The sequence below is a fragment of the Massilia sp. UBA6681 genome (assembly GCF_002454935.1).
In the GTDB taxonomy this organism is placed as follows: domain Bacteria; phylum Pseudomonadota; class Gammaproteobacteria; order Burkholderiales; family Burkholderiaceae_D; genus Telluria; species Telluria varians.
This window is the reverse complement of the sequence record NZ_DKJX01000096.1, coordinates 44,912-69,124: the sequence shown is the minus strand read 5'-3', so window position 1 is coordinate 69,124 and position 24,213 is coordinate 44,912. Positions and strand designations below refer to the sequence as shown.

General features: G+C 67.0%; 24 protein-coding genes. 13 read left to right on the top strand and 11 right to left on the bottom strand.

All coding sequences use genetic code 11. The features are described from left to right. Positions 1-36: 36 nt before the first annotated feature. A complete protein-coding gene (locus tag B2R83_RS17640) occupies positions 37-651 on the top strand; it encodes a TetR/AcrR family transcriptional regulator (protein WP_292043974.1) in 615 nt (204 codons plus the stop codon). Positions 652-852: 201 nt separating this feature from the next. Here the strand turns inward: B2R83_RS17640 and B2R83_RS17635 are convergent, their stop codons facing one another. The 4 genes from B2R83_RS17635 to B2R83_RS17620 form a co-directional block, all read right to left on the bottom strand. After that, complete coding sequence (locus B2R83_RS17635) at positions 853-3,666, bottom strand: Hsp70 family protein (protein ID WP_292043973.1); 2,814 nt, start codon at positions 3,664-3,666, stop codon at positions 853-855. A gap of 7 nt (positions 3,667-3,673) precedes the next feature. Continuing rightward, complete coding sequence (locus B2R83_RS17630) at positions 3,674-5,521, bottom strand: Hsp70 family protein (RefSeq protein ID WP_292043972.1); 1,848 nt, start codon at positions 5,519-5,521, stop codon at positions 3,674-3,676. Beyond that, complete coding sequence (locus B2R83_RS17625; RefSeq protein ID WP_292043971.1) at positions 5,518-6,138, bottom strand: DUF2760 domain-containing protein; 621 nt, start codon at positions 6,136-6,138, stop codon at positions 5,518-5,520. The genes B2R83_RS17630 and B2R83_RS17625 overlap by 4 nt, the downstream gene beginning before the upstream one ends. 119 nt (positions 6,139-6,257) lie before the next feature. Continuing rightward, entirely contained in the window at positions 6,258-7,775 is a 1,518-nt protein-coding gene (locus tag B2R83_RS17620; protein ID WP_292043970.1) for a BCCT family transporter, read from the bottom strand. Between the two features lie 401 nt (positions 7,776-8,176). On the opposite strand from B2R83_RS17620, the gene B2R83_RS17615 reads away from it, so the two are divergent. Next, the gene (locus B2R83_RS17615; protein ID WP_292043969.1) at positions 8,177-8,338 is read left to right on the top strand and encodes a hypothetical protein; all 162 of its coding nucleotides are present in this window, start codon (positions 8,177-8,179) and stop codon (positions 8,336-8,338) included. Positions 8,339-8,585: 247 nt separating this feature from the next. Here the strand turns inward: B2R83_RS17615 and B2R83_RS17610 are convergent, their stop codons facing one another. Beyond that, the gene (locus tag B2R83_RS17610) at positions 8,586-9,491 is read right to left on the bottom strand and encodes a DUF2145 domain-containing protein (RefSeq protein WP_292043968.1); all 906 of its coding nucleotides are present in this window, start codon (positions 9,489-9,491) and stop codon (positions 8,586-8,588) included. A 3-nt stretch (positions 9,492-9,494) separates the two neighbouring features. Next, the gene (locus B2R83_RS17605) at positions 9,495-9,959 is read right to left on the bottom strand and encodes a hypothetical protein (protein ID WP_292043967.1); all 465 of its coding nucleotides are present in this window, start codon (positions 9,957-9,959) and stop codon (positions 9,495-9,497) included. Between the two features lie 209 nt (positions 9,960-10,168). Here B2R83_RS17605 and B2R83_RS17600 point away from each other — a divergent pair, with 209 nt between their 5' ends. The 7 genes from B2R83_RS17600 to B2R83_RS17570 all read left to right on the top strand — a co-directional run bounded on the left by B2R83_RS17600 (position 10,169) and on the right by B2R83_RS17570 (position 16,615). Continuing rightward, positions 10,169-11,194, top strand: a complete 1,026-nt coding sequence (locus B2R83_RS17600) for an NADP-dependent oxidoreductase (RefSeq protein WP_292043966.1) — start codon at positions 10,169-10,171, stop codon at positions 11,192-11,194. 263 nt (positions 11,195-11,457) lie between these two features. Then, positions 11,458-12,072 (top strand): c-type cytochrome, encoded by a 615-nt coding sequence (locus B2R83_RS17595; protein WP_152571027.1) that lies wholly within the window; start codon positions 11,458-11,460, stop codon positions 12,070-12,072. Positions 12,073-12,085: 13 nt separating this feature from the next. Then, positions 12,086-13,411, top strand: a complete 1,326-nt coding sequence (locus B2R83_RS17590; protein ID WP_081926047.1) for a c-type cytochrome — start codon at positions 12,086-12,088, stop codon at positions 13,409-13,411. Between the two features lie 32 nt (positions 13,412-13,443). Next, entirely contained in the window at positions 13,444-13,617 is a 174-nt protein-coding gene (locus tag B2R83_RS17585; RefSeq protein ID WP_169728088.1) for a hypothetical protein, read from the top strand. Positions 13,618-13,639: 22 nt separating this feature from the next. Beyond that, the gene (locus B2R83_RS17580) at positions 13,640-14,206 is read left to right on the top strand and encodes a cytochrome C oxidase subunit II (protein WP_371846084.1); all 567 of its coding nucleotides are present in this window, start codon (positions 13,640-13,642) and stop codon (positions 14,204-14,206) included. Beyond that, on the top strand, positions 14,193-15,824 hold the full coding sequence (locus B2R83_RS17575; protein WP_027864355.1) for a cbb3-type cytochrome c oxidase subunit I: 1,632 nt from the start codon (positions 14,193-14,195) through the stop codon (positions 15,822-15,824). The genes B2R83_RS17580 and B2R83_RS17575 overlap by 14 nt, the downstream gene beginning before the upstream one ends. After that, positions 15,821-16,615, top strand: a complete 795-nt coding sequence (locus B2R83_RS17570; protein WP_027864354.1) for a c-type cytochrome — start codon at positions 15,821-15,823, stop codon at positions 16,613-16,615. The genes B2R83_RS17575 and B2R83_RS17570 overlap by 4 nt, the downstream gene beginning before the upstream one ends. Positions 16,616-16,641: 26 nt before the next feature. Here the strand turns inward: B2R83_RS17570 and B2R83_RS17565 are convergent, their stop codons facing one another. Then, positions 16,642-16,806, bottom strand: coding sequence for a hypothetical protein (locus tag B2R83_RS17565; protein ID WP_292043965.1), 165 nt, complete (start codon positions 16,804-16,806; stop codon positions 16,642-16,644). 247 nt (positions 16,807-17,053) lie between these two features. Here B2R83_RS17565 and B2R83_RS17560 point away from each other — a divergent pair, with 247 nt between their 5' ends. Further along, positions 17,054-18,142: an endonuclease/exonuclease/phosphatase family protein gene (locus tag B2R83_RS17560; protein WP_036214177.1), complete on the top strand. Its 1,089-nt coding sequence runs from the start codon at positions 17,054-17,056 to the stop codon at positions 18,140-18,142. Positions 18,143-18,154: 12 nt separating this feature from the next. Here the strand turns inward: B2R83_RS17560 and hepT are convergent, their stop codons facing one another. Together hepT and B2R83_RS17550 are read right to left on the bottom strand one after the other, a co-directional pair. Beyond that, a complete protein-coding gene (gene hepT / locus B2R83_RS17555) occupies positions 18,155-18,571 on the bottom strand; it encodes a type VII toxin-antitoxin system HepT family RNase toxin (protein ID WP_292043964.1) in 417 nt (138 codons plus the stop codon). A 24-nt stretch (positions 18,572-18,595) separates the two neighbouring features. After that, positions 18,596-19,834: a putative Na+/H+ antiporter gene (locus B2R83_RS17550; protein ID WP_292043963.1), complete on the bottom strand. Its 1,239-nt coding sequence runs from the start codon at positions 19,832-19,834 to the stop codon at positions 18,596-18,598. A 229-nt stretch (positions 19,835-20,063) separates the two neighbouring features. Between B2R83_RS17550 and imuA the strand changes: the two genes are divergently transcribed. The 3 genes from imuA (at position 20,064) to B2R83_RS17535 (ending at position 22,858) form a co-directional block, all read left to right on the top strand. After that, positions 20,064-20,795 carry a translesion DNA synthesis-associated protein ImuA gene (gene imuA, locus B2R83_RS17545; protein WP_292043962.1) on the top strand — a complete coding sequence of 244 codons (732 nt, stop codon included), beginning with the start codon at positions 20,064-20,066 and terminating at the stop codon, positions 20,793-20,795. Beyond that, positions 20,725-22,254 (top strand): Y-family DNA polymerase, encoded by a 1,530-nt coding sequence (locus tag B2R83_RS17540; RefSeq protein ID WP_292043961.1) that lies wholly within the window; start codon positions 20,725-20,727, stop codon positions 22,252-22,254. Before imuA ends, B2R83_RS17540 begins: the two co-directional genes overlap by 71 nt. Before the next feature lie 259 nt (positions 22,255-22,513). Further along, entirely contained in the window at positions 22,514-22,858 is a 345-nt protein-coding gene (locus tag B2R83_RS17535; protein WP_292043960.1) for a response regulator, read from the top strand. 17 nt (positions 22,859-22,875) lie between these two features. On the opposite strand, the gene B2R83_RS17530 is transcribed toward B2R83_RS17535, so the two are convergent. Then, positions 22,876-23,580 (bottom strand): GNAT family N-acetyltransferase, encoded by a 705-nt coding sequence (locus tag B2R83_RS17530; protein ID WP_292043959.1) that lies wholly within the window; start codon positions 23,578-23,580, stop codon positions 22,876-22,878. A 97-nt stretch (positions 23,581-23,677) separates the two neighbouring features. Then, complete coding sequence (gene arfB, locus B2R83_RS17525) at positions 23,678-24,073, bottom strand: alternative ribosome rescue aminoacyl-tRNA hydrolase ArfB (protein WP_292043958.1); 396 nt, start codon at positions 24,071-24,073, stop codon at positions 23,678-23,680. Between the last annotated feature and the right edge of the window lie 140 nt (positions 24,074-24,213).

Sequence of the window (24,213 nt, the reverse complement as noted above, 5' to 3'; positions counted from 1 at the left end):
CCTTGCTGTTTCGCACACCTGTGCTAAAGTAAGGGCATGAATACCACAGCCAAAAGCGAAGCCACCTACGCGACGATCCTCGCGGCCGCCTACGACATGGCCGCTGGCGAGGGCATCGGCAAGGTGTCGCTGGGCGAACTGTCCAAGCGCACCGGCATCAGCAAGAGCGGCGTGTTCTCGCGCGTCGGCTCGCTCGAAGCCCTGCAGGACGCGGTGCTGGACGAATACGACCGCCGCTTCAGCGAGGAAGTGTTCGTGCCGGCGCTGCAGGCGCCGCGCGGCCTGCCGCGCCTGACGATGCAGGTCGAGCTGTGGCTGAAGAAGATCGGCAACGAGACCGCGCGCGGGGGCTGCCTGTACACCGCCGGCGCCTTCGAGTTCGACGACGTGCCCGGACCGCTGCGCGACCGCATCGAAGCCGGGGTGACGCGCTGGCGCGCCTCGCTGCGCAAGACGGTGCTGCAGGCGATGGAAGCCGGGCACCTGCGGCCCGACACCGAACCCGAGCAGCTGGTGTTCGAGATCTACAGCCTGGCGATCGGAGTGATGCACGACGCGCGCTTCCTGCGCGCGAATGCGGTGCCGCGGCGGGCGCAGTGGGCGTTCAACCGCCTGATATCGACGTACAAGAGTTTCAACGATCTGGAATAGGGATGTGCAAAGCGGGACCGGTCACGCCTGTCCCTTTTTTTGAACTGATTTTCGCACACCTGTGCGAAATCGAGCTGAACTGAAGGAGTCGATCATGTCTGCGTTCTGGTTGCTGCTGGTTCCCGTTGCGGGGTTTGCGTGGTTCAGCGTACGTGCCGTAATGTGCGCGCTGCCGAGATCGAATGAGGATTTCGTGTTTTGCTAGCGCAGCAGCTTGAGTCCCGGTGGCAGCGCATCGCCCAGCATGCGGGTCTCGACGGCCTGGTCGAGTTCGACCACCTCGCGCACCATGGCCGACCAGCTGGCTGGCGCGCCGCTGGACGACAGGCGCCGCAGCACCTCGTCGCGGACCGCCTGGCCGATGTCGCGCGAGCGGTCGCCGGTCATGCGGGCGATGTGGGCGGCGGCAAAACCGGCCGGCTCGATCTTCTTCCAGTCGAGCTGCAGGAGCTGGCCCAGCCAGCTTTCGGCGGAGGTGCTGGGCGCCACCTCGTGGGCGGCGCCGTGGAAGGATTGGCGCGCACCCACGCGTCCCAGGGCCCACAGGTAGCGTCCGTAGCGCGCCGCGGCGCGCGCATCGATCTTGGCCGCTGGCGGCATCTCCATGATCTGCTGGACGAGCCAGTCGCCGATCTCGGCCTTGTAGGCGGACGGGATGCGCTCCAGCGAGGCGCCGACGCGCAGCATGTCGTCCTCGCTGCCGTCCACCAGCGTCACCGGACGGCGGCCGCGCTCGGATTCGTCGGCCTGCAGGTTGAAGGCGAAGTCGTCGAGCAGGCGTAGTTGGGCTTCGACGGAGAGGCCGCCGGCCACGCGCCGCCACAGCGTCCACCATTCGGCGCGCACCTGGCTATCCTTGTGGTACTGGGCACCTAGCTCGAACATCGCCCACAGCTGCTCGATGCGCCATTCGTCGAGCGGATGGCCGAAGCCCGGACGCAGGCAGTAGCCGGCCAGGTTCAGCCACACGCGCTCGTGCTCGGCGGAGCGGCGGCGGCCCCTGGCGCGCGCCAGCAGGGCGTCGAACAGGCGGCGCAGCAGCGGCGTGGTCCAGCGTTCGCGTCCGCCCAGCAGGTGTTCGAGCGAGGCGCGCAGCTGGCGCACCTCGCGCGGGTCGACCTGCTGCGAGCGGTTGCCGAAGATGCGGTCGATGCGTGCGATGGCGTCGTCCAGTTCCGGCGGCAGATCGAGGTCCTCGGTTGGCTCCTCATCTTGTGCACGCAGCTGGAACTCGAGGCGCCAGCGCTGGGTCGCGTCTTCCTCGGCCACGCAGAAGACCTCGAGCGTGCCTACCTCGGACAGTACGATGGCCAGCTGCACCGGAATGTCGGCGCTGCGCTTGCTGCGCAGGACCGTCGAAATGGCGGGCAGGCGCACGATGTCGGCCGCCGGCAGGTCGAGCAAGTCGCCCGGCTGCGGCAGTACGCCGCCCGGGTCGGCGGTCATGGAAACCAGGTGAAAGCGCACCGGCCGCCCCAGGCGCAGGGCGAAGCTGCGGCCCGCCAGGCGGACTTCTTCACCGGCGGGGGCACCGCGTGGCAGCAGGCAGACCGCGCGCAGCGTGTCGCCGGATTGCTGCGCGTCGAGCAGCAGGTAGTAGTTGCGCGCCGAGCCGCTTTCGATCGACGGCGCCTGGCCGGCGCGCGCCAGCGAGTAGGCGACACCGCCGCGCGCCACCGCCACGTCCGGGTCCTCGTTGTGCAGCACCTGCACAGGCGCGCCGCGCCAGTGTGACAGCACGTCCGCCAGGCGCTGGGCCAGCGCCGCGCCGCGGAACACGCCGCCGTTGAGCAGCAGGGCGTCGGGCACCGGCAGCGCGCCGTCATCCTTAGTGTCGTCCACCTTGCCGAGCGCTTCGCGCGCGGCCTGCGCATGCTGGCGCAGGAAACCGGCGAGGTGGCGCGTGATCGCCGGATCGCTCGCATACGGCAGGCCGAATTCGACGATGCCGGTCCTGGCGCGCTTGGCCGGCTCCTGCGCTTCGTTCGGCGGCAGGAAGCCGTCGAGCACGATGCGCTGCACGTCCTCGCGCGTGATGGTGGCCGAGCGGCTGCCGCCGATCAGGCGCGCGCCGCTGCCCAGCAGGGTCACGTTGACCTGTTCAGGCGCGTCCGGCGCAAGCAGCTGTTCCTTCGCCGCGCGGCAGCGTTCCGTCAGCTGTGCAAGACGGCCGGCGGACAGGCGTTCGGGATTGCCCAGGCGCGATTCGGCCAGGTGCGCCAGCGCCAGGTCCATGTTGTCGCCGCCAAGGATCAGGTGGTTGCCTACGCCGATGCGCGTGAGCTTCGGCTGGCCGTCTTCTCCCAGCTCGACCTTGACCAGGCTGAAGTCGGTGGTGCCGCCGCCGACGTCGGCCACCAGCACCAGGCGCGTCTGCGCCAGGTCCTGGGCCAGGCTGGCGCGGTGGCGGTACAGCCAGTCGTAGAGGGCGGCCTGCGGTTCTTCCAGCAGGCGCAGCTCGGGCAGGCCGGCCATGCGCGCCGCTTCGAACGTAAGCGCACGTGCGCCCTCGTCGAAGGAAGCGGGCACGGTAAGGACGATCTGCTGGGCTTCCAGCGGCGCGGTGGGAAAGCGCCGGTTCCAGGCCGCGCGCAGGTGCGCCAGGTAGCTGGCGCTGGCCGCGACGGGCGATACCTTCGCCACGTCGGCATCCTCGGCGCCCCAGGGCAGGATGGCGGCCATACGGTCCACACCCGCATGCGACAGCCAGCTCTTGGCGCTGGCCACCAGCCGTCCGGGCGTTTGCGCGCCGAGCACGCGCGCCAGCCGGCCAACGGCAACGCGTTCAACTCCGGCCGGGTCCTGCTGTCTCCAGGGGAGCTGGAGTTCGCCGGGGGCGAGTTCGCCCTCGGCGGGGTGATAGCGCATCGAGGGCAGCAGCGGCGCCGCGGCGACCTCGCCGGGCGCCACCAGCTGCTCGATGGCCAGCAGCTCGACCTGCCCTCCGCCGGGCAGGGCGTAGGCGAGCACCGTATTCGTGGTGCCCAGGTCGATGCTGACGAGGTATTGCGTCACTGCGGCTTCACTGCTGGTCGGGCGCGTTGCGAACGTCGAACTCGATCTTCCAGCGCTGGCCTTCACGCGATACCGCGGCCAGTTCCAGGGTGCCGGCATCGGTTGCCAGCGCGTGCAGCTTGACCTGCACCACATCGCCCGCGACACGGCCTTCCGCCGGCAGGGTCGCCTGGATTTCGTTCATCTCCTGCAGCTCGTCCGGACCCCAGAACTCGAGCACCTCGCCGATGCGGTCCTGGCGACGCGTGGTGGAGCCGAAGAAGCGGAAGGTGACCGGCTCGCCCACCACCAGGCCGAATTCCTGGCCCGGCAGTTCGAGTTCGCTGCCTTCTTCCATGCCGAAGGGCGCCACGCACAGGGCTTCGATCGGCGGGGCCAATCCGGGGATCGCCGGCATCGAGGATTCCACGCCGACGTAGTAGGAACGGGCCGTGCCGCCGCGGATGCGCACGCCGCCGCCGCGCCGCGCGTAGCTGAAGTAGGCCGCGCCGCGCGCCACCGCCAGGTCGAGGTCCGCGCCTTCGAGCATGCGCGCCGGCTCGGCGCCTTCCATGTAGAGCCAGTCGTTGATGGTGTCCATCACGCGCTGGGCCAGGATGTTCGACTTGAACACGCCGCCGTTGAACAGCACCGCGCTCGGGTGCAGGAAAGTGTGTTCCGCGTTCACGCGGCCTGCGAAACCTTCGAGCTCGGCGGTGGCGCCGGCCTGGCGCGCCAGGAAGGCGGCCAGGTGCTTGGTGATCGCGGCGTCCTGTGCATAGGGCAGGCCGACCTGGGTCAGGCCGGCGCGCTGGCGCGTGGCCGGGCGTGCGCTTGCCTCGACGCGCGGGAAGAAGCCGTCGGTGATGAAGGCGGTGACTTCGTCGCGCGTGAGTTCGGTGCGGATCGAGCCGCCGATGAGTTTCGAGCCGCGGCTCGGCACCACGATCGGCCACACGGTGGCGTTGGCGTCGGCCAGCAGGTGTTCCTTGGCGCTGCGGCAGCCGTAGGTGAGGGCGCGCATCTGCCAGGAATCGAGCTGGGTGCCGTTCGCCTGGAGCTTGCGCGCCACGAAGTGGGCCAGGGCCAGGTCCATGTTGTCGCCGCCCAGCAGGATGTGGTCGCCCACCGCCACGCGGTGCGGTTCGAGCTTGCCGTCACGCTCGAGGATGGCGATCAGCGAGAAGTCGCTGGTGCCGCCGCCCACGTCCACGACCAGCACGATGTCGCCGGCCTTGACCTGCTTGCGCCAGGCGCCTTTGCTTCCCTGGATCCAGCTGTACAGGGCCGCCTGCGGCTCTTCCAGCAGGGTCGGAGCGAAGCCGGCGTTGCGTGCGGCTTCTGCAGTGAGTTCGCGCGCGCCCGGGTCGAACGAGGCCGGAATGGTGACGGTGACCTGCTGCTCTTCAAAACGCGCGTCCGGATGGGCGGCGTTCCAGGCCTGGCGCAGGTGCGCCAGGTAGCGGGTGGATGCCTCCAGCGGCGAGACGCGCGTGACTTCTTCCGGCGCGTCGTGCGGCAGGATCGCGGCGCGGCGGTCCACGCTCGGGTGGCTCAGCCAGCTCTTGGCCGAGGACACCAGGCGGATCGGGGTGGTGGCGCCGCGGCTGCGCGCCATTTCGCCGGCGATGAAACCTTCGCCGCCCGCACTCCAGGGCAGCGCCGTCTCGCCCGCGGCCAGTTCGTCCGGGTGCGGCAGGTAGAGGAAGGAGGGCAGCAGCGGCAGCGCCTCGACGGTGCCCGGTCCGCTCAGCTGCGGAACGGGCAGCACGCCGTCGACGGTCTTCTCGCCGTCGCTGGCCTGCAGGTCGACATAGGAGAGGGCGCTGTGGGTGGTGCCCAGGTCGATGCCGATGGCATAGCGTGGATCGCTCACAGTTCCACCTCCGCTGGCGCCAGCACGCGCGCGTCGTGCTTCTCCGCCAGCTGCGGCAGCTGGACCTTGGTGGCGCGCCAGCCGCGGTGCGACAAGGTTCCCTTGAACGGGGCCTGGCCAACCACGTTGCCGGTCAGGCGCACGCTGGCGGCGTCGAAGCCTTCTTCCAGCGTGACGCGGGCGCCTTCGGCTTCGCTGCGCACCGGCTCGATGGTGAAGTGCTCGCGCAGCACGCGCGCGCAGCCTTCATGCACGACGCGGGCGGCGGCGCCGATGTCGGCGTCCGAATAGGCGCTCAGGTTTTCCTGGGTAAAGTCGATCAGGCGGGCTTCGCGCTGGAACAGGCTCAGCAGCTGCAGGGCCGACTCGGCGCTCGGGGCGCGCAGCGGCGCAGGAGTTGGCACAGGCGTCGGCGCCGGGGTAGGGGCCGGCGTCGGCGCGGCCGTCGGGGCAAGGGTCGGGGCAGGCGTCGGCGCCGGAGTGGGAACCACGGCAGGGCCTACCGCGTCATCGCGCACGCGCGCGGCGAATTCGGCATCGCCGAGCGATTTGAAGAAGCTGCCGAAGGCGATCGAAAGCCGGCCGAAGAAACCGGGCAGTTGGGTCGGTGTATTCATTCTTGATGTTCTGTAGGGTGGGGACGGGCGCGCTGTCGGGCCAGGGTCCGGAAAACGCGCATGATACCAGTTTGGCTACAGCCCGGGCACGCGCGTCCTCCAGCCCCTTCCCCGGGCGGCTAGCGCGCCGCCATCTCGCGCATCTTGCGCCGCAGGGCGCGTTCGCGGCGTGCTTCTTCCTCCCAGTCGTCGCGCAGCCCCCGCCACAGGGCGATGACCATCAGTACGATCACCAGGGCGAAGGGCAGGGCGAACAGGATGGTGGCGGTCTGCACGGCGTCGATCCCGCCCGCCAGCAGCAGGCTGATGGCGATACCGGCGATCAGGGTGCCCCAGATCAGCTTGGTGCGGGTGGTCGGATTCGGATTGCCGTCCTGGCTCATCATGCCCAGCACCAGCACGGCCGAGTCGCCCGAGGTGACGAAGAACACCACCACCAGCAGTGTGGCCACCACCGACATGATCTGGCCGAAGGGCATGGCGTCGAACAGCGCGAACAAGGCGGTGGCCAGGTCGGCCTTGACGGCTTCGGCCAACGGGACGTGCTGCCAGATCTCCAGGTAGAGCGCGGTGCCGCCGAAGATCGAGAACCAGATGAAGGCCGCCAGCGAGGGCGCCAGCACGGTGCCGAGGATGAATTCGCGGATGGTGCGGCCGCGCGAGACGCGCGCGATGAACAGGCCGACGAACGGCGACCACGAGATCCACCAGGCCCAGTAGAAGATGGTCCAGTTGCCGACCCAGCTGCTGTCGCGGAAGGGCGTCGAGCGCAGGCTCATCCGGACAAACTCGCTGGCATAGCTGCCCAGGGTATTGGTGAAGGTGTCGATGATCGCGACCGTCGGCCCGAGCAGGAACACGGCGACGGCCAGCAGCGCCGCCACGATCATGTTGGCATTCGACAGCAACTTGATGCCCTTCTCGACGCCGGAGATGGCCGAAGTGAGAAACATGGCGGCGGTCACGATGATGATGACGACTTGCGCGGTGGGGCTGATCGCGACGCCGAACACGGCGTTCAGGCCGCTGTTGATCTGCAGCGCGCCGACGCCGAGCGAGGCGGCCACACCGAAGGCCGTGGCCACGATCGCCAGGCCGTTGAACAGGCCCGACATGGCGCGAATCGGACGCCAGGGCAGCGAGCTGGTAACGGTGCTGATCAATGAATTGCCGCCGCGCCGGTACTGGAAGAAGGCGATCGCCAGCGCCACCACGCTGTACACGGCCCAGGGGTGGATGCCCCAATGGAAGAACACGTAGCGCATGGCGGCGTTGGCCGCTTCCGGCGTGCCGGCCGTGACGCCGGGCGGCGCGGTGACGTAGTGGGAAACCGGTTCGGCCACGCCCCAGAACACCAGGCCGATGCCCATGCCGGCGGCGAACAGCATGGAGAACCAGCTGCCGAGCGCGAATTCCGGTTCGTCGTCCTCGCCGCCGAGCTTGAGGTCGCCGTAGCGGCTGAAGGCGACAAAGGCGGCGAACAGGACCAGGGCCAGCACGACCCACAGGTAGAACCAGCCGAAGTTGCGGGTGAGTGCGGCAAGCATCTCCGAGAAGACGGCGGCCATGTTGTCCGGGGCAATAATGCCCCATAGGACGATCAGAAAAATAAAGCCCGCAGAGCAGAGCAGTTGCATGAGTTCTCCTTATTGATGCGTGCGGGCGCAGGCCAGCAGGAGGGCCGGGCGTAACCGCAGGCAGGGTCGGGCGGAGCAGGTGCCTGGGCATGAAGATGCCGGGCATGCACTGCCAGCTTGACCTTGACGGATCGCCTGCATGACAGGCGTTCAGTATGGACCAATCGCTGCGAGACTGTCGCACAGCGCTATGGCCCTTACCGGCGAGAGGGATATTGACGCTGGCCTTGGCCAGCGGGCTGGAGTGTAACACACAATGCATTTGCACAAATGTGTGAGCAAATAATCATGTGCTAGAGATAGTTGATTCGTGAATGGCGATCATCATTGATCGCAATTTGATTTCTATCTGAAAGGGCGCATACTGGAGTTACTCCATAGCGATCTCAGGAAATAACATCATGGCCATCATCGTCAATTTCATCCGCAGCCTCTTCCTTACCCCGGCCCCCATCACGGCCCACAATAGCGGCGGCGACCTCTGGACCCTCTATCAGCTCAGCCGTGGCCGCGACTCGGTATCGCCCGCCGTGCTGCGCAAGCTGGCCGACGCCGCCAAGTAAGCCCTACCGCTTTCTGCAAAAAGCCCTGCTACGAGCAGGGCTTTTTGTTTCGTGCATACGTCGGGGTCAGGTCTGACATTTGGACACGGGCTGAGCAATACGGCAAGGTAACGCTCGAGTTCGTGTCTGAATGTCAGACCTGACCCTCATGTTTGGACGCCGCCAAGTAAGCCCTACCGGTTTCTGCAAAAAGCCCCGCTGCGAGCGGGGCTTTTTGTTGTGCGTGGCTGAAGAACCTGGATGGTGTTCAGTTCAGTGGAATGACGTCGTCGCCCGGCGCCGGCTCGCAGGCGGCGCCCAGCGGCTCCCAGCCGCGGCGCACCACGATGCGGTCCTGCGTGTGGCACAGCTCGACGCGGTGCGCTTCCGGCGCCCGGCGGCGCACGAAGGCTTCGATCGAGGCCGGCACGCTCGTATGCAGCGCGAGCGCGTGCAAGTCTTCGACCGGATGGTCGTTCATGTGCACCAGCGGTACGAACTGCCCGGCAAACATCAGCCAGTGCGAGGGAATCCGGACCGGGCCGGCGGTATAGCCCTGCGCGCGCAGCCAGCCCTGCGCGTCCTCGCGCGGGTGCGTGCCGGCGCCGCCATCCGCGCGCGCTCCCCAGGCGCTGGCGAGCAGTTCGGCCACCCAGCCGTTGCAATTCTGGTAGCGGGTGCCGTAGGCATAGGCATTGGCGCTGTACTCCCCGCCCAGCAGGGCCAGGGCCAGGCGCTTGTCCAGCGCCGCGCCTTCGAGCAGGGCGGCGTCTTCGCTGGGCAGGAAGACCAGCGAGATATGGCCGCGCGTGGGGGCGTCGGCGCCCAGCGCGAAACCGGCCACGCCCTGGTCGAACAGGCGTGGGCGCGATTCGTCACAGGCGTAATACAGCTGGCGCACGGCCCACGGGCCGCCGGGATTGTCGCGCAGGGCGATGCCGGCGTGCGAATACAGCTGGCCGAAGCGGCTCAGGTCGAGGCCGGCGCGCGCGATGAGGGCAACGCGCGCTCCCGAACGTTCCAGTTCGGTCTTGACCGCGCCGGCGAAGCGCAGCACGCGGTCCTGCTCGGCGGCGCTGATGTCGATCGACTGCTGGCAGAAGGCCGGCAGCCCGGCTTGCGCTGCCGCGCTCGCGCCCAGCAGGAGCGCGGCAGCGGCGAACTTGCTGAACATTGCTTAGATCGTGACCTTGCGCGAAGCCAGGTCGCGGTACCAGTCGTCCTGCAGCGCCAGGAAGAAGGAGCGCTTGGTGTCGGCGTGGGCGAAGTCGAAGCCGTACACGCGTTCGCTGACCTGCACCAGTTCGCCCTTGCCGACGTCGCGTCCGGCCAGTGCGCGGTTCGGCACGTCGAGGGTGAATTCGCGCACCGGGCCGGCGGCGACCGCGCGCAGGGTCATGCGGGTGGTATCCGCCTTGCCCGGCGCCTGGGCGATGTCGATCACGCGGTATTCGCCCGCGGCCACGCGGTCTTCGCCGCTCGAGCTGTTGCTGGAAGCGCCGATCGAATCGGAGATGCTGCCCGACGAGGCCGAGCCCGCGCTGGAGGCGGACGAGGTGAAGCTGGTGGCGTGGACAGGAGCGGCGACGGCGGCGGCGAAGGCGGCCAGGCACAGCGCGCGGGACAGGGTGGTGAAGGTCATGGTGCTTTTCTAGTGAAGAGTAATGAAACGGGAATGACGGCTATGGTACAAGTGCCGCGAACCGTTGAGAAGGCGGCAATGGTCGGATTTCTGTAAGTTCTTGTAATCGTCGACGAGGATGTGGGCTTTGTGCCGCAGGCTTGTTTCGGAAAAATTTCTGAATCCGGCGTAGGATTGTCTGTTCCTTATTTATCCGGAGGATGCCGACGATGACACCAGCACGCAACCAGCGGGTCCTGCTCGCTTCCCGTCCCGAGGGCCTGCCGCGGCCGGAGAACTTCCGCATTGTAGAGGAGCCTTGCCCGGTTCCCGCCGATGGCCAGCTGCTGCTGGAAATCCTGTACCTGTCGCTCGACCCTTACATGCGCGGCAGGATGGACGATGCGAAATCGTATGCGGAGCCGGTCGCGCTCGGCGCCGTCATGGAAGGCGGCACCGTGGCGCGCGTCATCGCATCGCGCCACGCGCAGTATGCGGTGGGCGACATCGTGCTGTCGCACTCGGGCTGGCAGCGCTATGCGCTGTCCGATGGCCTTGGACTGCGCAAGCTCGACCCCGCGGTGGCGCCGCCCAGCACAGCGCTCGGCGTGCTGGGCATGCCCGGCTTTACGGCCTGGGCGGGCCTGCTGCAGATCGGCCGCCCCCGGCCGGGCGAGACCGTGGTGGTGGCCGCGGCGAGCGGCGCGGTGGGCTCGGCGGTGGGGCAGATCGCCCGCATCCAGGGTGCGCGTGCGGTCGGCATCGCGGGCGATCCCGACAAATGCGCTTTCGTGCGCGACGAGCTGGGCTTCGACGCCGTGGTCGACCACCGCGCGCCCGATTTCGCGCAGCAGCTCGCAAGCGCCTGCCCGCAAGGCATCGACGTGTATTTCGAGAACGTCGGCGGCAAGGTGTGGGATGCGGTATTCCCGCTGCTGAACGACTTCGCCCGGGTGCCGGTGTGCGGCCTGATTGCCCAGTACAACGCCTTGCCGCAGGCTGCGCCCGGCGTCGACCGGCTGGCCCTGCTCATGCGCGACGTGCTGACGAAGAGCCTGAACATCCGCGGCTTCATCCAGCGCGAGTTTGCCGAGCTGCGGCCCGCCTTCCTGCAGGAAGCGCAGGGGTGGGTAGGGGATGGGCGCCTGCGCTACCGCGAGGACATCGTCGAAGGGCTGGACAAGGCGCCGGCAGCCTTCATCGACCTGCTGCAGGGACGCAATTTCGGCAAGTTGATCGTGAAGCTTACACAGTAGCCGACTTTTCCGGCAGTTTTGCCAATTTCCTCTCGGGCTCAAACAGACGGGACAAAAGTGCGACATCCCAGTAGAGCTCATGCTACGTTGTACATATGTAGCGTGGCTTACTGCCGACGCAGATGTTCACTGGGAGAGGGAAATTGAAGCCTCTTGCACACGTTTTCGCATGCCTGTTGCTGGGCTCCATATCGCAGCTCGTTCCGGCACAGAGCCGGAATGTGCCCACCGTGCCGTCGTCGGACGGGCAGGTCCCGGACACGATGGAAGCACGCGTGGCGGCTTGTGTCAGCTGCCACGGTGTTGCAGGGCGCGGCGTCCAGAATGTCTATTTCCCGCGCCTGGCCGGCAAGCCCGCAGGCTACCTCTACAACCAGCTGGTGGCCTTCCGGGACGGTCGCCGCAAGTACGTTCCGATGAACTACCTGCTGGCCTACCTGCCTGATGCCTATCTCTACAAGATGGCGGAATACTTCGCCGCCCAGAACCCGCCGCCGCTGGCGACGACGGGGCAGCCGCCATTACCGCAGCTGGTGCGGGATGGACAGCAGATCGTCACCGGCGGCGTGCCGGCGCGCCGCATTCCTGCCTGTGCCACTTGCCATGGCAGTGACCTGGCGGGACGTGAACCAGGCATTCCTGGCCTGCTGGGCTTGCGTGCCGACTACGTGAGCGCGCAGCTTGGCGCGTGGCGTTATGGCGTACGTACCGCGCTGGCTCCGGACTGCATGCAGGTAATCGCGTCGAGCCTGACCGAGACGGAGGTCGCCGCCGTGTCGGCCTACCTGAGTTCTCTGCCGGTGACCGATGTCCGGCCCGTGAAGGGGAATACGACGGCGCTGCCCATGCCCTGCGGCAGCCAGGTCCATTCGAAGTGAAAGGCATGCGTCCATGAGTACATCTGCCAAGTTCAAGCGAGCGACGATCTGGGGTCTTGCCGGCGGGGTGATCGTGCTTGGCGTGGCCCTGGCCCTGACGGTGGGCCGCGGGCTGCGGCCGCCGGAACTGCTGAACAGCAGGGCCGGGACCGAAGTCGACGGCATGGCGTCCGCCGAACTGATCGCGCGCGGCAAATACCTGGCGCAGGCGGGCGATTGCATCGCCTGTCATACGATTCCTGGTGGGAAAATTTTCTCGGGCAACCGCCCCATGCCCACGCCTTTCGGGACGCTGTATGCGCCGAACATCACGCCCGACCGTGAAACCGGCATCGGCGACTGGACGGCTACCGAGTTCTTCAACATGATGCGCACTGGTAAGTCGCGCAAGGGCGAGCTGCTCTATCCGGCCATGCCCTTCGCGAGCTATACCAAGGTGACGCGCGCCGACAGCGACGCGATCTTCGCCTACCTGCGCTCGGTGCCGGCGGTGCGCATGCAGACGCGCGAACACGACCTGCGCTTCCCCTACAACAACCGCTCGCTGCTGATCGGCTGGCGCACGCTCTATTTCCAGGAGGGTGAGTACCAGCCGGATCCGGGCAAGTCCGCCGAATGGAACCGTGGCGCCTACCTGGTCCAGGGCCTGGGCCACTGCGCCATGTGCCATACCCCGATCAACGCGCTGGGCGGCTCGTCGGAAGAGCAGGCCTTCCGAGGCGGCCTGATCCCGATGCAGAACTGGTACGCGCCCTCGCTCACCTCGAACAAGGAGGCCGGGCTGGGCAACTGGGAAATCCAGGACATCGTCGACCTGCTGCAAAAAGGGGTGTCGAACCGCGGCACCGTCTACGGACCAATGGCCGAGGTCACCTTCAACAGCCTGCAGTTCATGACCGACGCCGACGTGCGCGCGATGGCGGTTTACCTCAAGAGCCTGCCGGCGGACCAGCCGGTCAATACCGATCCCGACATGGCCCCCGCGCGCGCGCATGCCACCCAGCAGTTCGCGCAGGGCCGGCGCATCTATGACGCGCAATGCGCCAGCTGCCATGGCGAGCGCGGGCGTGGCAAGCTGCCGCACTATCCGCCGCTGGCGAACAACCAGTCGATCACCATGACTTCCGCCGTCAACCCGATCCGGATGGTGCTCAACGGCGGCTACCCGCCTGGCACGCGCCGCAATCCGATGCCCTACGGGATGCCGCCTTTCTTCCATGAGCTGTCGGACGACGACGTTGCGGCGGTGGTGACCTATATCCGGACCGCTTGGGGCAACCGCGGCGCTCCGGTGACGGCGCGCGAGGTGAGCGAACTGCGCGCGGCGACCGTCGAGTAATTCCTGGAAGGGCTGATTAACAAGGAGAATCCATGATCCTGGAACCGATGGACAGTGATGGCAGCGCCGACCAGCAGCGTGTGGACGCCATCGTGGCGCAGGGGCCGCGCGGCGCCTTCGCCGTGGCGGGGCTGGCGGTGGCGATCGTCATGGCAATCTGGCTGGCGTTCTACGTACTCGTGTACCTGGCGCGGGGAGGAGGCTAAGATGGCCAACACCACGCCGGACATTCCCCGTGGCGCCGACGGCGACGCGCTCGAACATGTCGCCCACGCGGCCGAGATGCGCTGGGCCTGGCTGGTCGGCGCCATCATCGTGTTCCTGGTCGGGATGATCGTTTACATGAGCGTGCACTGGGCCGCGATGCCGCCGGTGCGCACCGAGACCATCGATCCCAATACCCTGCACCTGTCGGGCGAGTTCGTGGAAGGCAACCTTGGTTCCGTGCTCGAGGATGACGGCAGCGTCACCGTGCGCGTGCTGGCCAACCAGTACTCCTTCACTCCTTCGTGCGTGCTGGTCCCGGCGAATACGCCGGTGCGCATTCGCGGGACCGCCGCCGACGTGGTGCACGGTTTCTCGATCGCCCAGGGCAACGTCAACGTGATGCTAATCCCGGGCTACATTTCGAACTTCAGCACGCAATTCGAGAAACCGGGAGAGCACGTGTTTCCCTGTCACGAATACTGCGGGGTCGGGCACGCGGCCATGTGGGCACGCGTGAAGATCGTCGACCGGGCCGAGTTCATGCGCCAGGCCAGCGAGGGAAGGAGGGCGAGCTGTGTTCAGCAATGATTCCAGACGGCTGGTACTGGCCCATTTCTGGGTCGCCTTCGCCGCGTTCTTCGTCGCCCTGGTACTGGGCGAATGGCAGATGTACATCCGCAGCCCTCTGCGTGACTGGATCGGCAACCCCGAGCTGTACTACCGCGCCGTTACCGCGCACGGGTCGGCCATGGGCTATGTGTTCCCGACCCTGGTGGCAATGGGCTTCGGCTATGCGATCGTGGAACTGGCGCTCAAGCAGCCGCTGGTGGGACGGCGCTGGGCCTGGCTTGGGTTCTTCCTGGTGGTGATCGGCACGGTGACGGCGATGGTGCCGGTGTCGATGGGCCTGGCCACGGTGCTGTATACCTTTTACCCGCCCCTGATCGGGAATGCCTTCTACTACATTGGGGTGGTGCTGGTGGTCGTGGGTTCGTGGATCTGGGTGGCGCTGATGTCGATCAACCTCAAGGTGTGGAAGGCGGCCAACCCGGGCGCCACGGTGCCGCTGCCGATGTTCGCCAACCTGGCCGGCGCCTACCTGTGGGCCTGGACCTCGCTCGGCGCGGCCATCGAGATCCTGTTCCTGATCCTGCCGGTGGCGCTCGGCTTCAAGAGCACCATCGACGCCGGCCTGGCGCGCGTGTTCTTTTCCTGGACCCTGCACGCGATCGTCTACTTCTGGCTGATGCCCGCCTACATCGCCTTCTACACGCTGGTGCCACGCGCCATCGGCGGGCGGCTCTACAGCGACAAGATGGCGCGCATTTCCTTCGTGCTGTTTCTGGTGTTTTCGATGCCGATCGGCGTGCACCACCTGTTCCAGGACCCGCAGGTTGGCTCGGGCGTGAAGTTCCTGCACGCCGTATTTACCGGCATGGTGTCGGTGCCGACCCTGCTGACCATCTTCACCATCACCGCCTCGGTCGAGATCGCGGGACGGCTGCGTGGCGGCACCGGGGCCTTCGGCTGGGTCAAACGCCTGCCATGGAAGAATCCGATGATGCTGGCGGTCGCCTTTTCCTTCATCCTGCTCGGCTTCGGCGGTGCGGGCGGCCTGATCAACATGAGCTACCAGCTCGACTTCGCCGTCCACAATACGCAGTGGATCACCGGCCACTTCCACCTGATCTTCGGGGGCGCCATCGTCATCATGTATTTCGCGCTGGCCTATGACCTGTGGCCGCACCTGACCGGCAAGCAGCTGGTGGCCGGACGCATGATGCGTGCCCAGCTCTGGCTATGGTTTGTTGGCATGATCGTGCTGACATTCCCCTGGCACATCACCGGCATTCTCGGCATGCCGCGCCGGATGGCCTATTTCGACTACAGCCATCCCGAGATCTCGGCCCAGGCGATCACAGTGATCATCACCTTCTTCGGCGGGCTGCTGCTGGTGATCTCTGGCCTGCTGTTCCTGCTGGTGCTGCTGCGCGGCCACCGCAGTGAGCGCGTCAGGCTGCCCGAATTCCGCTTCAGCCAGCCGGTGCATGCGGGCGGCCGGATGCCCGCCGCGCTCAACAGCTATGCGCTATGGCTGGCACTGATGATCGGGCTGTCGCTGGTGAATTACGGCTACCCGATCAGCCAGCTCATCGCACTAAAGCAGACCTCGGTGCCGGCGGTGCCGGTGGGAGCACAGCCATGAGCATGGAAAAGACCTTTTCATTCCGCAACCGCTGGTTCGCCTGGAGCGTCGCGATCCTGGCAGTGATCGCCTTCGCGGCCGCGCTGGTCGGCTTTGTCTGGGTGCCGAAAGCGCATGCCCGCGCCGCGATGGAAAGCCTGTGGGAATCGATCTGCAGGGCCGCGGGCGCGCCGGCACCTTATCAAAGCGCAGCACTGCCGGAGGATGAACGGAAATATCCGAGCAACGTGATCGTGAACGCCACTATGATGGGCGCCGCGGGAAATGTCTCGGTGGGCAGGGGGGCAACGCTGGCGATGGCCTGCACCATGTGCCATGGCGCGCGCGGGACCAGCCCGGCCGGGACGCCGCACCTGGCGGGGCAGCCGGCTTCGAGCACGTACAAGCAGCTGCGCGACTTCGCATCGGGCCACCGCCCGAGCGCCATCATGCGGCCGCTGGTGATGGAGCTGAGCGACCAGGACATGCGCGATCTGTCCGCCTATTACGCTTCGCTCGAGCGCGAGCGCATTGCCGCAGTGGAACAGGTGGCACAGGCAAGTCCACGATTGGTGCGCAACGGCGACCCCATGCGTGCCATCGGTGCCTGTGCCTCGTGCCACAGCCCGCATGCCTCGCGTCCGGCCACACCGGTGCTGGAAGGATTATCGGAAAGCTATCTGCGTGACCAGCTCACGGCATTCCGTGATGGCCGGCGCGCCAACGATATCAACCGCCAGATGCGCAATGCCGCGCATGGCCTGACAGATACGGAGATCGTGGAGCTCAGCCGGTACTACGCTGCCCGCTGATCTGCAGGCTTGGGGCCTGCGTTGCCTCAGCCGCAAAGCAGGAGGTACAGCCCGCCGTAGGCCAGCACGGCCACGACGATGCCCAGGAGGATGCCCAGCAGGGGATAGACGTTGAACCTCGAGCGGGATTTCACGCGTTCAAGGTGCTTCGCACCTTTGCCTGCTTTCTCTACGGGCTTGCTTAGGTTCATGACGGTATCCCTGCATGTCTAGTATTGAACATAAGTCTCGTCTGCAGGCTTTTCAAGCGGTTTGCGCAAACCTGCAGCAGCTCAAGGCAAGCATTTCTGTTTGATAAGGTGTTTTGGCATGGGCTGGTCTGCTTGCAGCGGATTATCTTGCCGCTTGTGCACGCTAGCGTACAGACGGCTGCGTTTGAAAGCGGACATACTGCAAGCCTCAGTTTTGTGATGAGTTACTTGCCGCCTTCGAGAGACCATGCTGCCGACTTTCGTAACCCTGGTTGCCGTGATCGTCCTCGCGACGCTGCTGCCCCTGTTGCGATGCACGGGGTGGTGGATACGCGACCTCGATTTTCCACGCCTTCAACTGGCCATCCTGTCGCTCGCCGTGCTGGTCGGGCAGTTCGTGTTCCTCGACTGGCGCGACAGCCATTTCCACCTGCTGCTGGTGGCGAATGCCGCCTGCCTCGCTTACCAAGTCTGGTGGATCATTCCATACACCAAGGCCTATCCGCACGAGGTGAAGAATGCGGTGGTTGGCGGGGCGAACCGTCAGTTCCGTATCCTGACGGCCAATGTGCTGATGCCGAACCGGAATGCCGAAGGCTTGATCGCGCTGATCCGCCAGCACCAACCCGACATCTTCGTCACGCTGGAAACGGATGCGTGGTGGCAGGAAAGGCTGGATGTGCTCGAGAAGGACTATCCCCATGCCATCAAGTGTCCGCTCGATAATCTGTATGGCATGCACGTCTATTCGCGGCTGCCGCTGGAAGACAGCGCCATCCAGTTCCTGGTCGAGGACGACATCCCGTCGATCCATACCCTGGTTATCCTGCCGTCCGGACACAAGGTGCGCATGCATTTCCTGCATCCGACGCCGCCCAGCCCGACGGAACACATGGAATCGACCCAGCGCGATGCCGAACTGCTGGTGGTTGCCAAGAGCGTGGACGAGGCCGGCCTGGAGACGCCGGTGATCGTCGCGGGCGACCTGAACGATGTGGCGTGGTCGACCACCACCCGGCTGTTCCGCAAGATCAGCGGCCTGCTCGATCCGCGCATCGGGCGCGGCATGTTCAATACCTTCCATGCCGGCTTCTGGTTCGCGCGCTGGCCGCTCGACCACCTGTTCCACAGCGAGCATTTCACGCTCTCGCACATCGAGCGCCTGCCGTCTTTCGGCTCGGACCATTTCCCGATGCTGGTCGAGCTCACCTATGACAGTGCGCGCGGCGCCGATCAGGAGGGCCTGGTGGCGGACGAGGAAGACCACGAGCTGGCGGACGAGAAGATCGCCGCCGAGGATGTGGAGGTATCAGATGTGCACGAGCCCCAGCCCTAAGGCCATGCTGGATCAGGCGGTGGAGGCCCCGCTCACCAGCGCCTGGGCATACACCCCGAAGTCGTCCAGCCCGCGCTTGATGATGGTTACCAGCGCCGGCAGCGGCGCTTCCTGGTAATCCCATTCGGCACGGCAGAATTCGCCGGTGCGCTTGAGGTCCTCGGCCAGCATCGGGGAAATCCAGCCGTGTTCGGCCAGCAGGGTGATCACTTCGCGTTCGTCGTGCGGCAGGCCGAGCCTGGCGTTGCCGATCACGTAGTCGCCCATCTCGATGGCGGCTTCCCAGGCGCGGATCACGTTGAGGGTGGCCGCATCCTGGCGCGTGAGGTCGGTGACAAAAGTGGTCGGGTCCTTTTCGTATTCCTCGCGCGCGCGCCGGCAGCAGCGTTCGATCGTCCCCGCTTTCTGTACCAGGATGCCGTCGTCCATATACCCTCCGCGCGCGTAACGCTTTTAAATTAGGAACATCACCGCCGCCACGCAGGTCGGCCCCAGCGCCCCCAGGAACAGCCCGCCCATGCCGATCGAACCATCCTCGAAGCCTTCGCGCAGCAGCGCGGCGCCGGCCGGGTTCGGCGCGTTGGCGATGACGGTCAGGCCGCCACCGGCGACCGCGCCGGCCACCAGCATGTACTTGGCGTGGTCCGATAAACCCTCGATCAGCGAACCGAGGTAGGTCAGTGCTGCATTATCGGTGATTGCCGTCAGGGCCAGCGCGCCGAAGAACAGCGCGGTCGGCTCCAGGCTCGACACCAGCGGCTGCAGCCACCATTGCTGCATGCCGCCCAGCACCACCAGCCCGGCCAGGAAGAAGCCGACCAGCAGGCCTTCCTTGATGATCAGGCGCGACTGGTGTTTCGGGTAGGCCTGGGTATAGCCGAGGAAGAGCAGGAACAGGCCGAGGAACAGCACCGGGTGATGCGCCAGCAGCACCACGCTCCCCAGGAGGACCAGGTGGACGATCGAGACGACCCAGGGCAGCTGCACGTCCTCGACCACGTTGCCCGGCCTCAGGTGGCGGCGCAGCAGCAGGGTGATGACGCTCGCGTTGAACACCACCGCCAGCGCGGCGCGCCAGCCGAAGGTGGAGGCCATGAAGGCGCTGTCCCAGCCCCAGGTGCCGGCCACCATCAGCACAGGTGGCGCGGCGTAGGAGGTGAGGGTGCCGCCGATCGAGACGTTCACGAACAGGACACCGATCGCGCCGTACTTGAGCCATTCGGGGATGCCGGGCCGGAATACCTGCGGGGCCAGCATCAGGGCCGCCAGCGTCATCGCGGCCGGCTCGGTGATCAGGGAGCCGGAGAGGGGCACCAGCGCCAGGCCGAGCCAGCACAGCGCCACCTCGGTGCGCACCGGGGCCAGCCGGGCCAGCAGGGCCAGCAGGTCGCGCACGGCGTCGAGCACCGGCTGCGAGGCCGCGATCACCATCACCACGAACACGAACAGCGGCTCGGTGTACTGGCGCGACTCGACATAAGCGATGGCCGTGGCGCCATCGGCCTGCAGGGCCATCGCCAGGATCAGCACGAAGGCCCAGAAGCCGAACACGACTTCGACTTCGCCCAGCAGGTGGAACAGCCCGGCATGGCGCGGGTGCCGCTTGGCTAGTGAGTGAAACAGCTTGGTGGAAAAGGTGTGGACGAGGGCGATCGCGAACAGGATGGCGCCGGTGAGCTGGAGCGTATTCAAGGATGGGCTCCGTGGCGTGCGTAAGACAGGTTGTTCATTGTCTGGGTGTAAATGGACAGAGCGCCATTATTTCATGATTCGCGATGCTGGCGTGGTTTTCCAGGCAGGGCACACCTTTAAGTTCTGTCAATACCAATCGTCCAACTGGTATGGCCTAAATGAATACATCTTGCCAAATCCGGGCTCAGCGAGTACTGTACGTTTATACAGTACTTTTTTACCAACCCATATGAACTGCTCACCCACCGCAGGGGTTTCCCCTATGGCGCCAGAGGCCTTGCACCCTTCGCTCTGGCGCGCCTCGCAGCTGGCACGCTCCGGCACGCGCTGCGTCGACACCGGGCATGCCGCACTCTCGTCCCAGCTGCCCGGCGGCGGCTGGCCGGTCGGCACCCTGGTCGAGCTGCTGCAACAGCAGCCCGGCATCGGCGAAATGCGCCTGCTGCGCCCGGCCCTGCAGGCCTGCGCCGAGCGCCGCATCGTCCTGCTGCAACCGCCCCATCCGCCCCAGGCCCTGGCGTTGGCCGCGCTGGGCCTGCCGCCTTCGCGACTGCTGTGGCTGCGTACCAGCCGCAGCGCCGACGCGCTGTGGGCGGCCGAACAGGTGCTGCGCAGCGGCAGTTGCGGCGCGCTGCTGTTCTGGGCCAACCATGCGCGCGGCGAAAGCCTGCGCCGCCTGCACCTGGCGGCGCAAAGCGGAGAAACCCTGTTCTTCATGCTGCGCCCGCTGGCCGCGGCCCAGGACGCTTCTCCCGCGCCCTTGCGCCTGGGATTGCGGCCCGCGGCCGGCGGCATGCACGTCGATTTCGTCAAGCGCCGGGGGCCGCAGCGCGATGCGCCGCTGTTTTTACCCCTCGGCTTGCCTCTCACTTCTTCTCTCCTGCAAAGACATGCGTTTGTGGATCGGCCTCTCCCTACCCCAGCTGGCGCTCGAAATCTTCAGCCCCAACTGGTGCAATGACCCGGGTAGCGTCGTACTCGAGCAGGATCGCGTGCTGGCGGTATCGCCGCTGGCCCGCGCGGCCGGCGTCGGGCGCGGCATGCGGCGCGGCGGTGTGCTCATGCTCATGCCCGAAGCACGGCTGTACGAGCGCAATCCCGCGCGCGAAGCCGAGGCGCTCGATGCGGTCGCGCTGGCGATGCTGCAGTTCACGCCCCAGGTCGCGCTGCTTGAAGAGGCGACGCTGCTGCTCGACATCGGCGCCAGCCTGCGCCTGTTCGGCGGCATCCGCGCCCTGTGCGCCCGCGTGCGCGCCAGCATGCGCGCGCTCGGCTTTAGCGCCTCGGTCAGCTGCGCACCGACGGCGCGCGCGGCCTGGCTGCTGGCGCGCGCGGGGGCGAATGCGATGGCGCACGGCAGCGGGCAGGGCGGCAGGCGCGTCCTCGGACGTTCCTTGCGCATGGCTTCGCTCGAGCGCCGCCTCGAGCGCCTGCCGGTGGCGCTGCTGCCGCCGGCCCGGCCCTATATGTCCTGGTTCGAAGGCATCGGCTGCGAGGCGCTGGGCCAGCTGCGGCGCCTGCCGCGTCCGGGGCTGCAGCGGCGCTGCGGGCGCGAACTGCTCGACATGCTCGACGCCGCCTACGGCATGTCTCCCGAGCTGTTCGAGTGGATCGCGCCGCCCGAGCATTTCCGGGCCCGGCTGGAACTGTTCGACCGCATCGAGCAGGCCGATCTGCTGCTGGCCGGCGCCCACCACCTGGTGCTGCAGCTGGTCGGCTGGCTGTGCGCGCGCCAGCTCGCGGTGGAGCGCTTCACCTTGCTGATGGAGCACGAGCGCGGACGGGTGGCGATGCCGCCGACGCCGCTCGAGATCGTCCTGGCCGAGCCCGCCTGGCGCGACGAGCACCTGGTGCGCCTGTTGAAGGAACGCCTGGCCCGGCAGGAGCTGCCGGGCCCGGTGATCGGGCTCGGGCTGGAAGCGCGGCAGGTGAGGGCGATGGCGCCGCCGACCGAATCGCTGTTCCCCGAGCCGGGCGGCACCGAGGAAGACCGCATGCGCATGCTGGAGCTGCTGGTGGCGCGGCTGGGACCGGAGAACGTGCTGCAGGCGCTGCCCCAGGCCGATTACCGGCCCGAGGTGGCCAACGAATGGGTGCCGGTGCAGCAAAAGACCGAGCGCACGGCGGCAGCTGCGGCGCGGCTGCCGCCGATTGTCACCAGCCTGCCGCGCCCAAGCTGGCTGCTGGCCAAGCCGATCGCACTGCTCATGCGTAACCACCGGCCCTTCTACGGTTCGCCGCTGATGGTAGCCTCGACACCCGAGCGCATCGAGGCCGGCTGGTGGAGCGAGGCCCAGACCCGCGACTACTTCATCGCCGAAGGGCAGGACCATACCTTGTACTGGATCTACCGCGAACGCATCGTCGGCGCCGGCGAGGATGCCGAGCCGCGCTGGTATCTGCACGGGCTGTTCGGCTAGGCGCATGGAGGGCTGGAGGAATTTCCGAGCAGATTGAAGGTCTTGCGGAGCGTTAACCGGGCGCTTCCTTCGGCGCGCTTGCGCGATACTGGCGCATGCGGCCCCCCGGGGCTGCGCTGGTTACCAACAATCTCACTCCATGGAGGACCGAGTGTCCGGCTTGATGAACAGCCGCTGGTGCAGTGACAAGGGGCGGCCCGGATTCCCGCCAGGCAATATGCAGGCGGATGGACAGGATGCGCGAGCACAGGTGGGAGAGGTGCGCAAGGTACTGGTCGTCGATGACGAGGCCGATGTCGCGGACCTGGCCGAGATGCTGCTGGCGGCCCACGGCATGGACGCCATGGTCGCCTATTCGGGCGCCGCGGCCCTCGAGATGCTGGCGGCCCAACCCGACATCGACGCCGTCATTTCCGACGTCATGATGCCCGGCATGAATGGGCTGGAACTGGCCGAGCGCATCGCCGGGAACTATCCGGCGGTCAAGGTCATCCTTGCGTCCGGCTATATGGCGCCAAGCATGTTCAATGGCCAGGCGATCAAGCAGCTCTTCATTGCCAAACCCTACCGCATCGACCAGCTGCTCCGGCTGCTGCGCACCTGAGGCCGCACCGCCACGCTTCAGGCCGGCATGACGCGCGTCAGGTGCAGCTGGCGGCGCAGCACGTAGCCCAGCGATTCGTACAGGGCGATCGCACCCAGGTTGCTGGGGTAGACGTGCAGGAAGGGCTGCAGGCCTCCCTCCATGATGCGAAGCGTGCGCTCGGCCAGCAGGTGGCGCGCATAGGCCTTGCCGCGATGCTCGGGGTGCACGCAGACCGCGCTGACCTCGACCACGCCATGCGGACGCATCCGTTCCCCCGCCATCGCCGCCAGTCGGCCGCCATCCCGGATGCCGAGGAATTCACCCAGTTCGTGGGTACGCTCCGCGAACGGTCCCGGATTGGTCAGCCCGGCAAGCAGGCGCATCTCGCCGGCATCCGCCTCGCCCAGCACCGTGAACGGCAGCGTGCCGGGCCCTGGCGCGCGCGTGGCCACCATCTGCAGCACCGGATCGAGCGGCGTCAGTACCAGTCCGGAGTGCTGCGCGGCCGCCTGGCGCGGCGCCTCGGGCGTGACCAGCATGGCCGCCTCGCCGGGTTCGAGCAGGGCCGCCAGCGCCTCCCAGGCCGCGGGACTGTCGTCGGCCAGTGCCGCGAAGGGACCGATCTCGCGCGGATAGCGCCTGGCCAGCGGGCCGCCGCGGGCCACGTGGCGGTGGCCGCCTTCGAGGGCCGACCAGACCGGCCGGTCAAGGCTGGCGTGCAGGGCAGGGGACAGGGACATGGCGTGCATCCTCTCGGTTGTCGATAAGGAGATGATAGCGCCGTCGCTCCGTATCGGCAGCAAGGCGGACCCGGGCGCGGCGGCCTAGCCCCCCGGGCTACTCGCTGACCTTGCCGCGCAAGGACTTGACCCGCCCGCTGCGCGCCTTGGCATCGAGCCGGCGTAGCTGCGATCCGCGCGTCGGCCGGGTCGGGCGGCGTACCTGGGCTACGACGCTGGCCTGGTCGACCAGGGCCTGCAGGCGCTGCAGCGCGTCCAGCTTGTTCTGTTCGAGGCTGCGCGAAGCCTGCGCCTTGAGAACGATCACGCCTTCCTGCGTGATGCGGGCGTCGCGCAGTGCCAGCAGGCGCTCCTTGACGGCTGCCGGCAAGGACGAGGCGGCCACGTCGAAGCGCGCGTGCACCGCACACGACACCTTGTTCACGTTCTGTCCGCCCGGTCCCTGGGCCCGGATTGCGCTGAATTCGACTTCCGCCGGATCGATGACCGCCATGTCCCACCTGTCAAAGTTTCAGATGACATTGTAAGGGCAGGGCGCTTCCTTCCGCAGCGATCTTGCCGCACGACATAAGAGTTCCGTGTGGTCCGGCATCGATTGCTGCGCTATCATGTATTTACGTGCTCACTGCCTGC

Excerpts from the sequence above, each read along its gene's own strand:
- B2R83_RS17640 (WP_292043974.1), top strand. The coding sequence starts at position 37 with ATGAATACCACAGCCAAAAGCGAAGCCACCTACGCGACGATCCTCGCG.
- B2R83_RS17625 (WP_292043971.1), bottom strand. The coding sequence starts at position 6,138 with ATGAATACACCGACCCAACTGCCCGGTTTCTTCGGCCGGCTTTCGATC.
- B2R83_RS17620 (WP_292043970.1), bottom strand. The coding sequence starts at position 7,775 with ATGCAACTGCTCTGCTCTGCGGGCTTTATTTTTCTGATCGTCCTATGG.
- B2R83_RS17615 (WP_292043969.1), top strand. The coding sequence starts at position 8,177 with ATGGCCATCATCGTCAATTTCATCCGCAGCCTCTTCCTTACCCCGGCC.
- B2R83_RS17610 (WP_292043968.1), bottom strand. The coding sequence starts at position 9,491 with ATGTTCAGCAAGTTCGCCGCTGCCGCGCTCCTGCTGGGCGCGAGCGCG.
- B2R83_RS17605 (WP_292043967.1), bottom strand. The coding sequence starts at position 9,959 with ATGACCTTCACCACCCTGTCCCGCGCGCTGTGCCTGGCCGCCTTCGCC.
- B2R83_RS17600 (WP_292043966.1), top strand. The coding sequence starts at position 10,169 with ATGACACCAGCACGCAACCAGCGGGTCCTGCTCGCTTCCCGTCCCGAG.
- B2R83_RS17595 (WP_152571027.1), top strand. The coding sequence starts at position 11,458 with ATGGAAGCACGCGTGGCGGCTTGTGTCAGCTGCCACGGTGTTGCAGGG.
- B2R83_RS17590 (WP_081926047.1), top strand. The coding sequence starts at position 12,086 with ATGAGTACATCTGCCAAGTTCAAGCGAGCGACGATCTGGGGTCTTGCC.
- B2R83_RS17585 (WP_169728088.1), top strand. The coding sequence starts at position 13,444 with ATGATCCTGGAACCGATGGACAGTGATGGCAGCGCCGACCAGCAGCGT.
- B2R83_RS17570 (WP_027864354.1), top strand. The coding sequence starts at position 15,821 with ATGAGCATGGAAAAGACCTTTTCATTCCGCAACCGCTGGTTCGCCTGG.
- B2R83_RS17565 (WP_292043965.1), bottom strand. The coding sequence starts at position 16,806 with ATGAACCTAAGCAAGCCCGTAGAGAAAGCAGGCAAAGGTGCGAAGCAC.
- B2R83_RS17560 (WP_036214177.1), top strand. The coding sequence starts at position 17,054 with ATGCTGCCGACTTTCGTAACCCTGGTTGCCGTGATCGTCCTCGCGACG.
- hepT (WP_292043964.1), bottom strand. The coding sequence starts at position 18,571 with ATGGACGACGGCATCCTGGTACAGAAAGCGGGGACGATCGAACGCTGC.
- imuA (WP_292043962.1), top strand. The coding sequence starts at position 20,064 with ATGAACTGCTCACCCACCGCAGGGGTTTCCCCTATGGCGCCAGAGGCC.
- B2R83_RS17540 (WP_292043961.1), top strand. The coding sequence starts at position 20,725 with ATGCGTTTGTGGATCGGCCTCTCCCTACCCCAGCTGGCGCTCGAAATC.
- B2R83_RS17530 (WP_292043959.1), bottom strand. The coding sequence starts at position 23,580 with ATGTCCCTGTCCCCTGCCCTGCACGCCAGCCTTGACCGGCCGGTCTGG.
- arfB (WP_292043958.1), bottom strand. The coding sequence starts at position 24,073 with ATGGCGGTCATCGATCCGGCGGAAGTCGAATTCAGCGCAATCCGGGCC.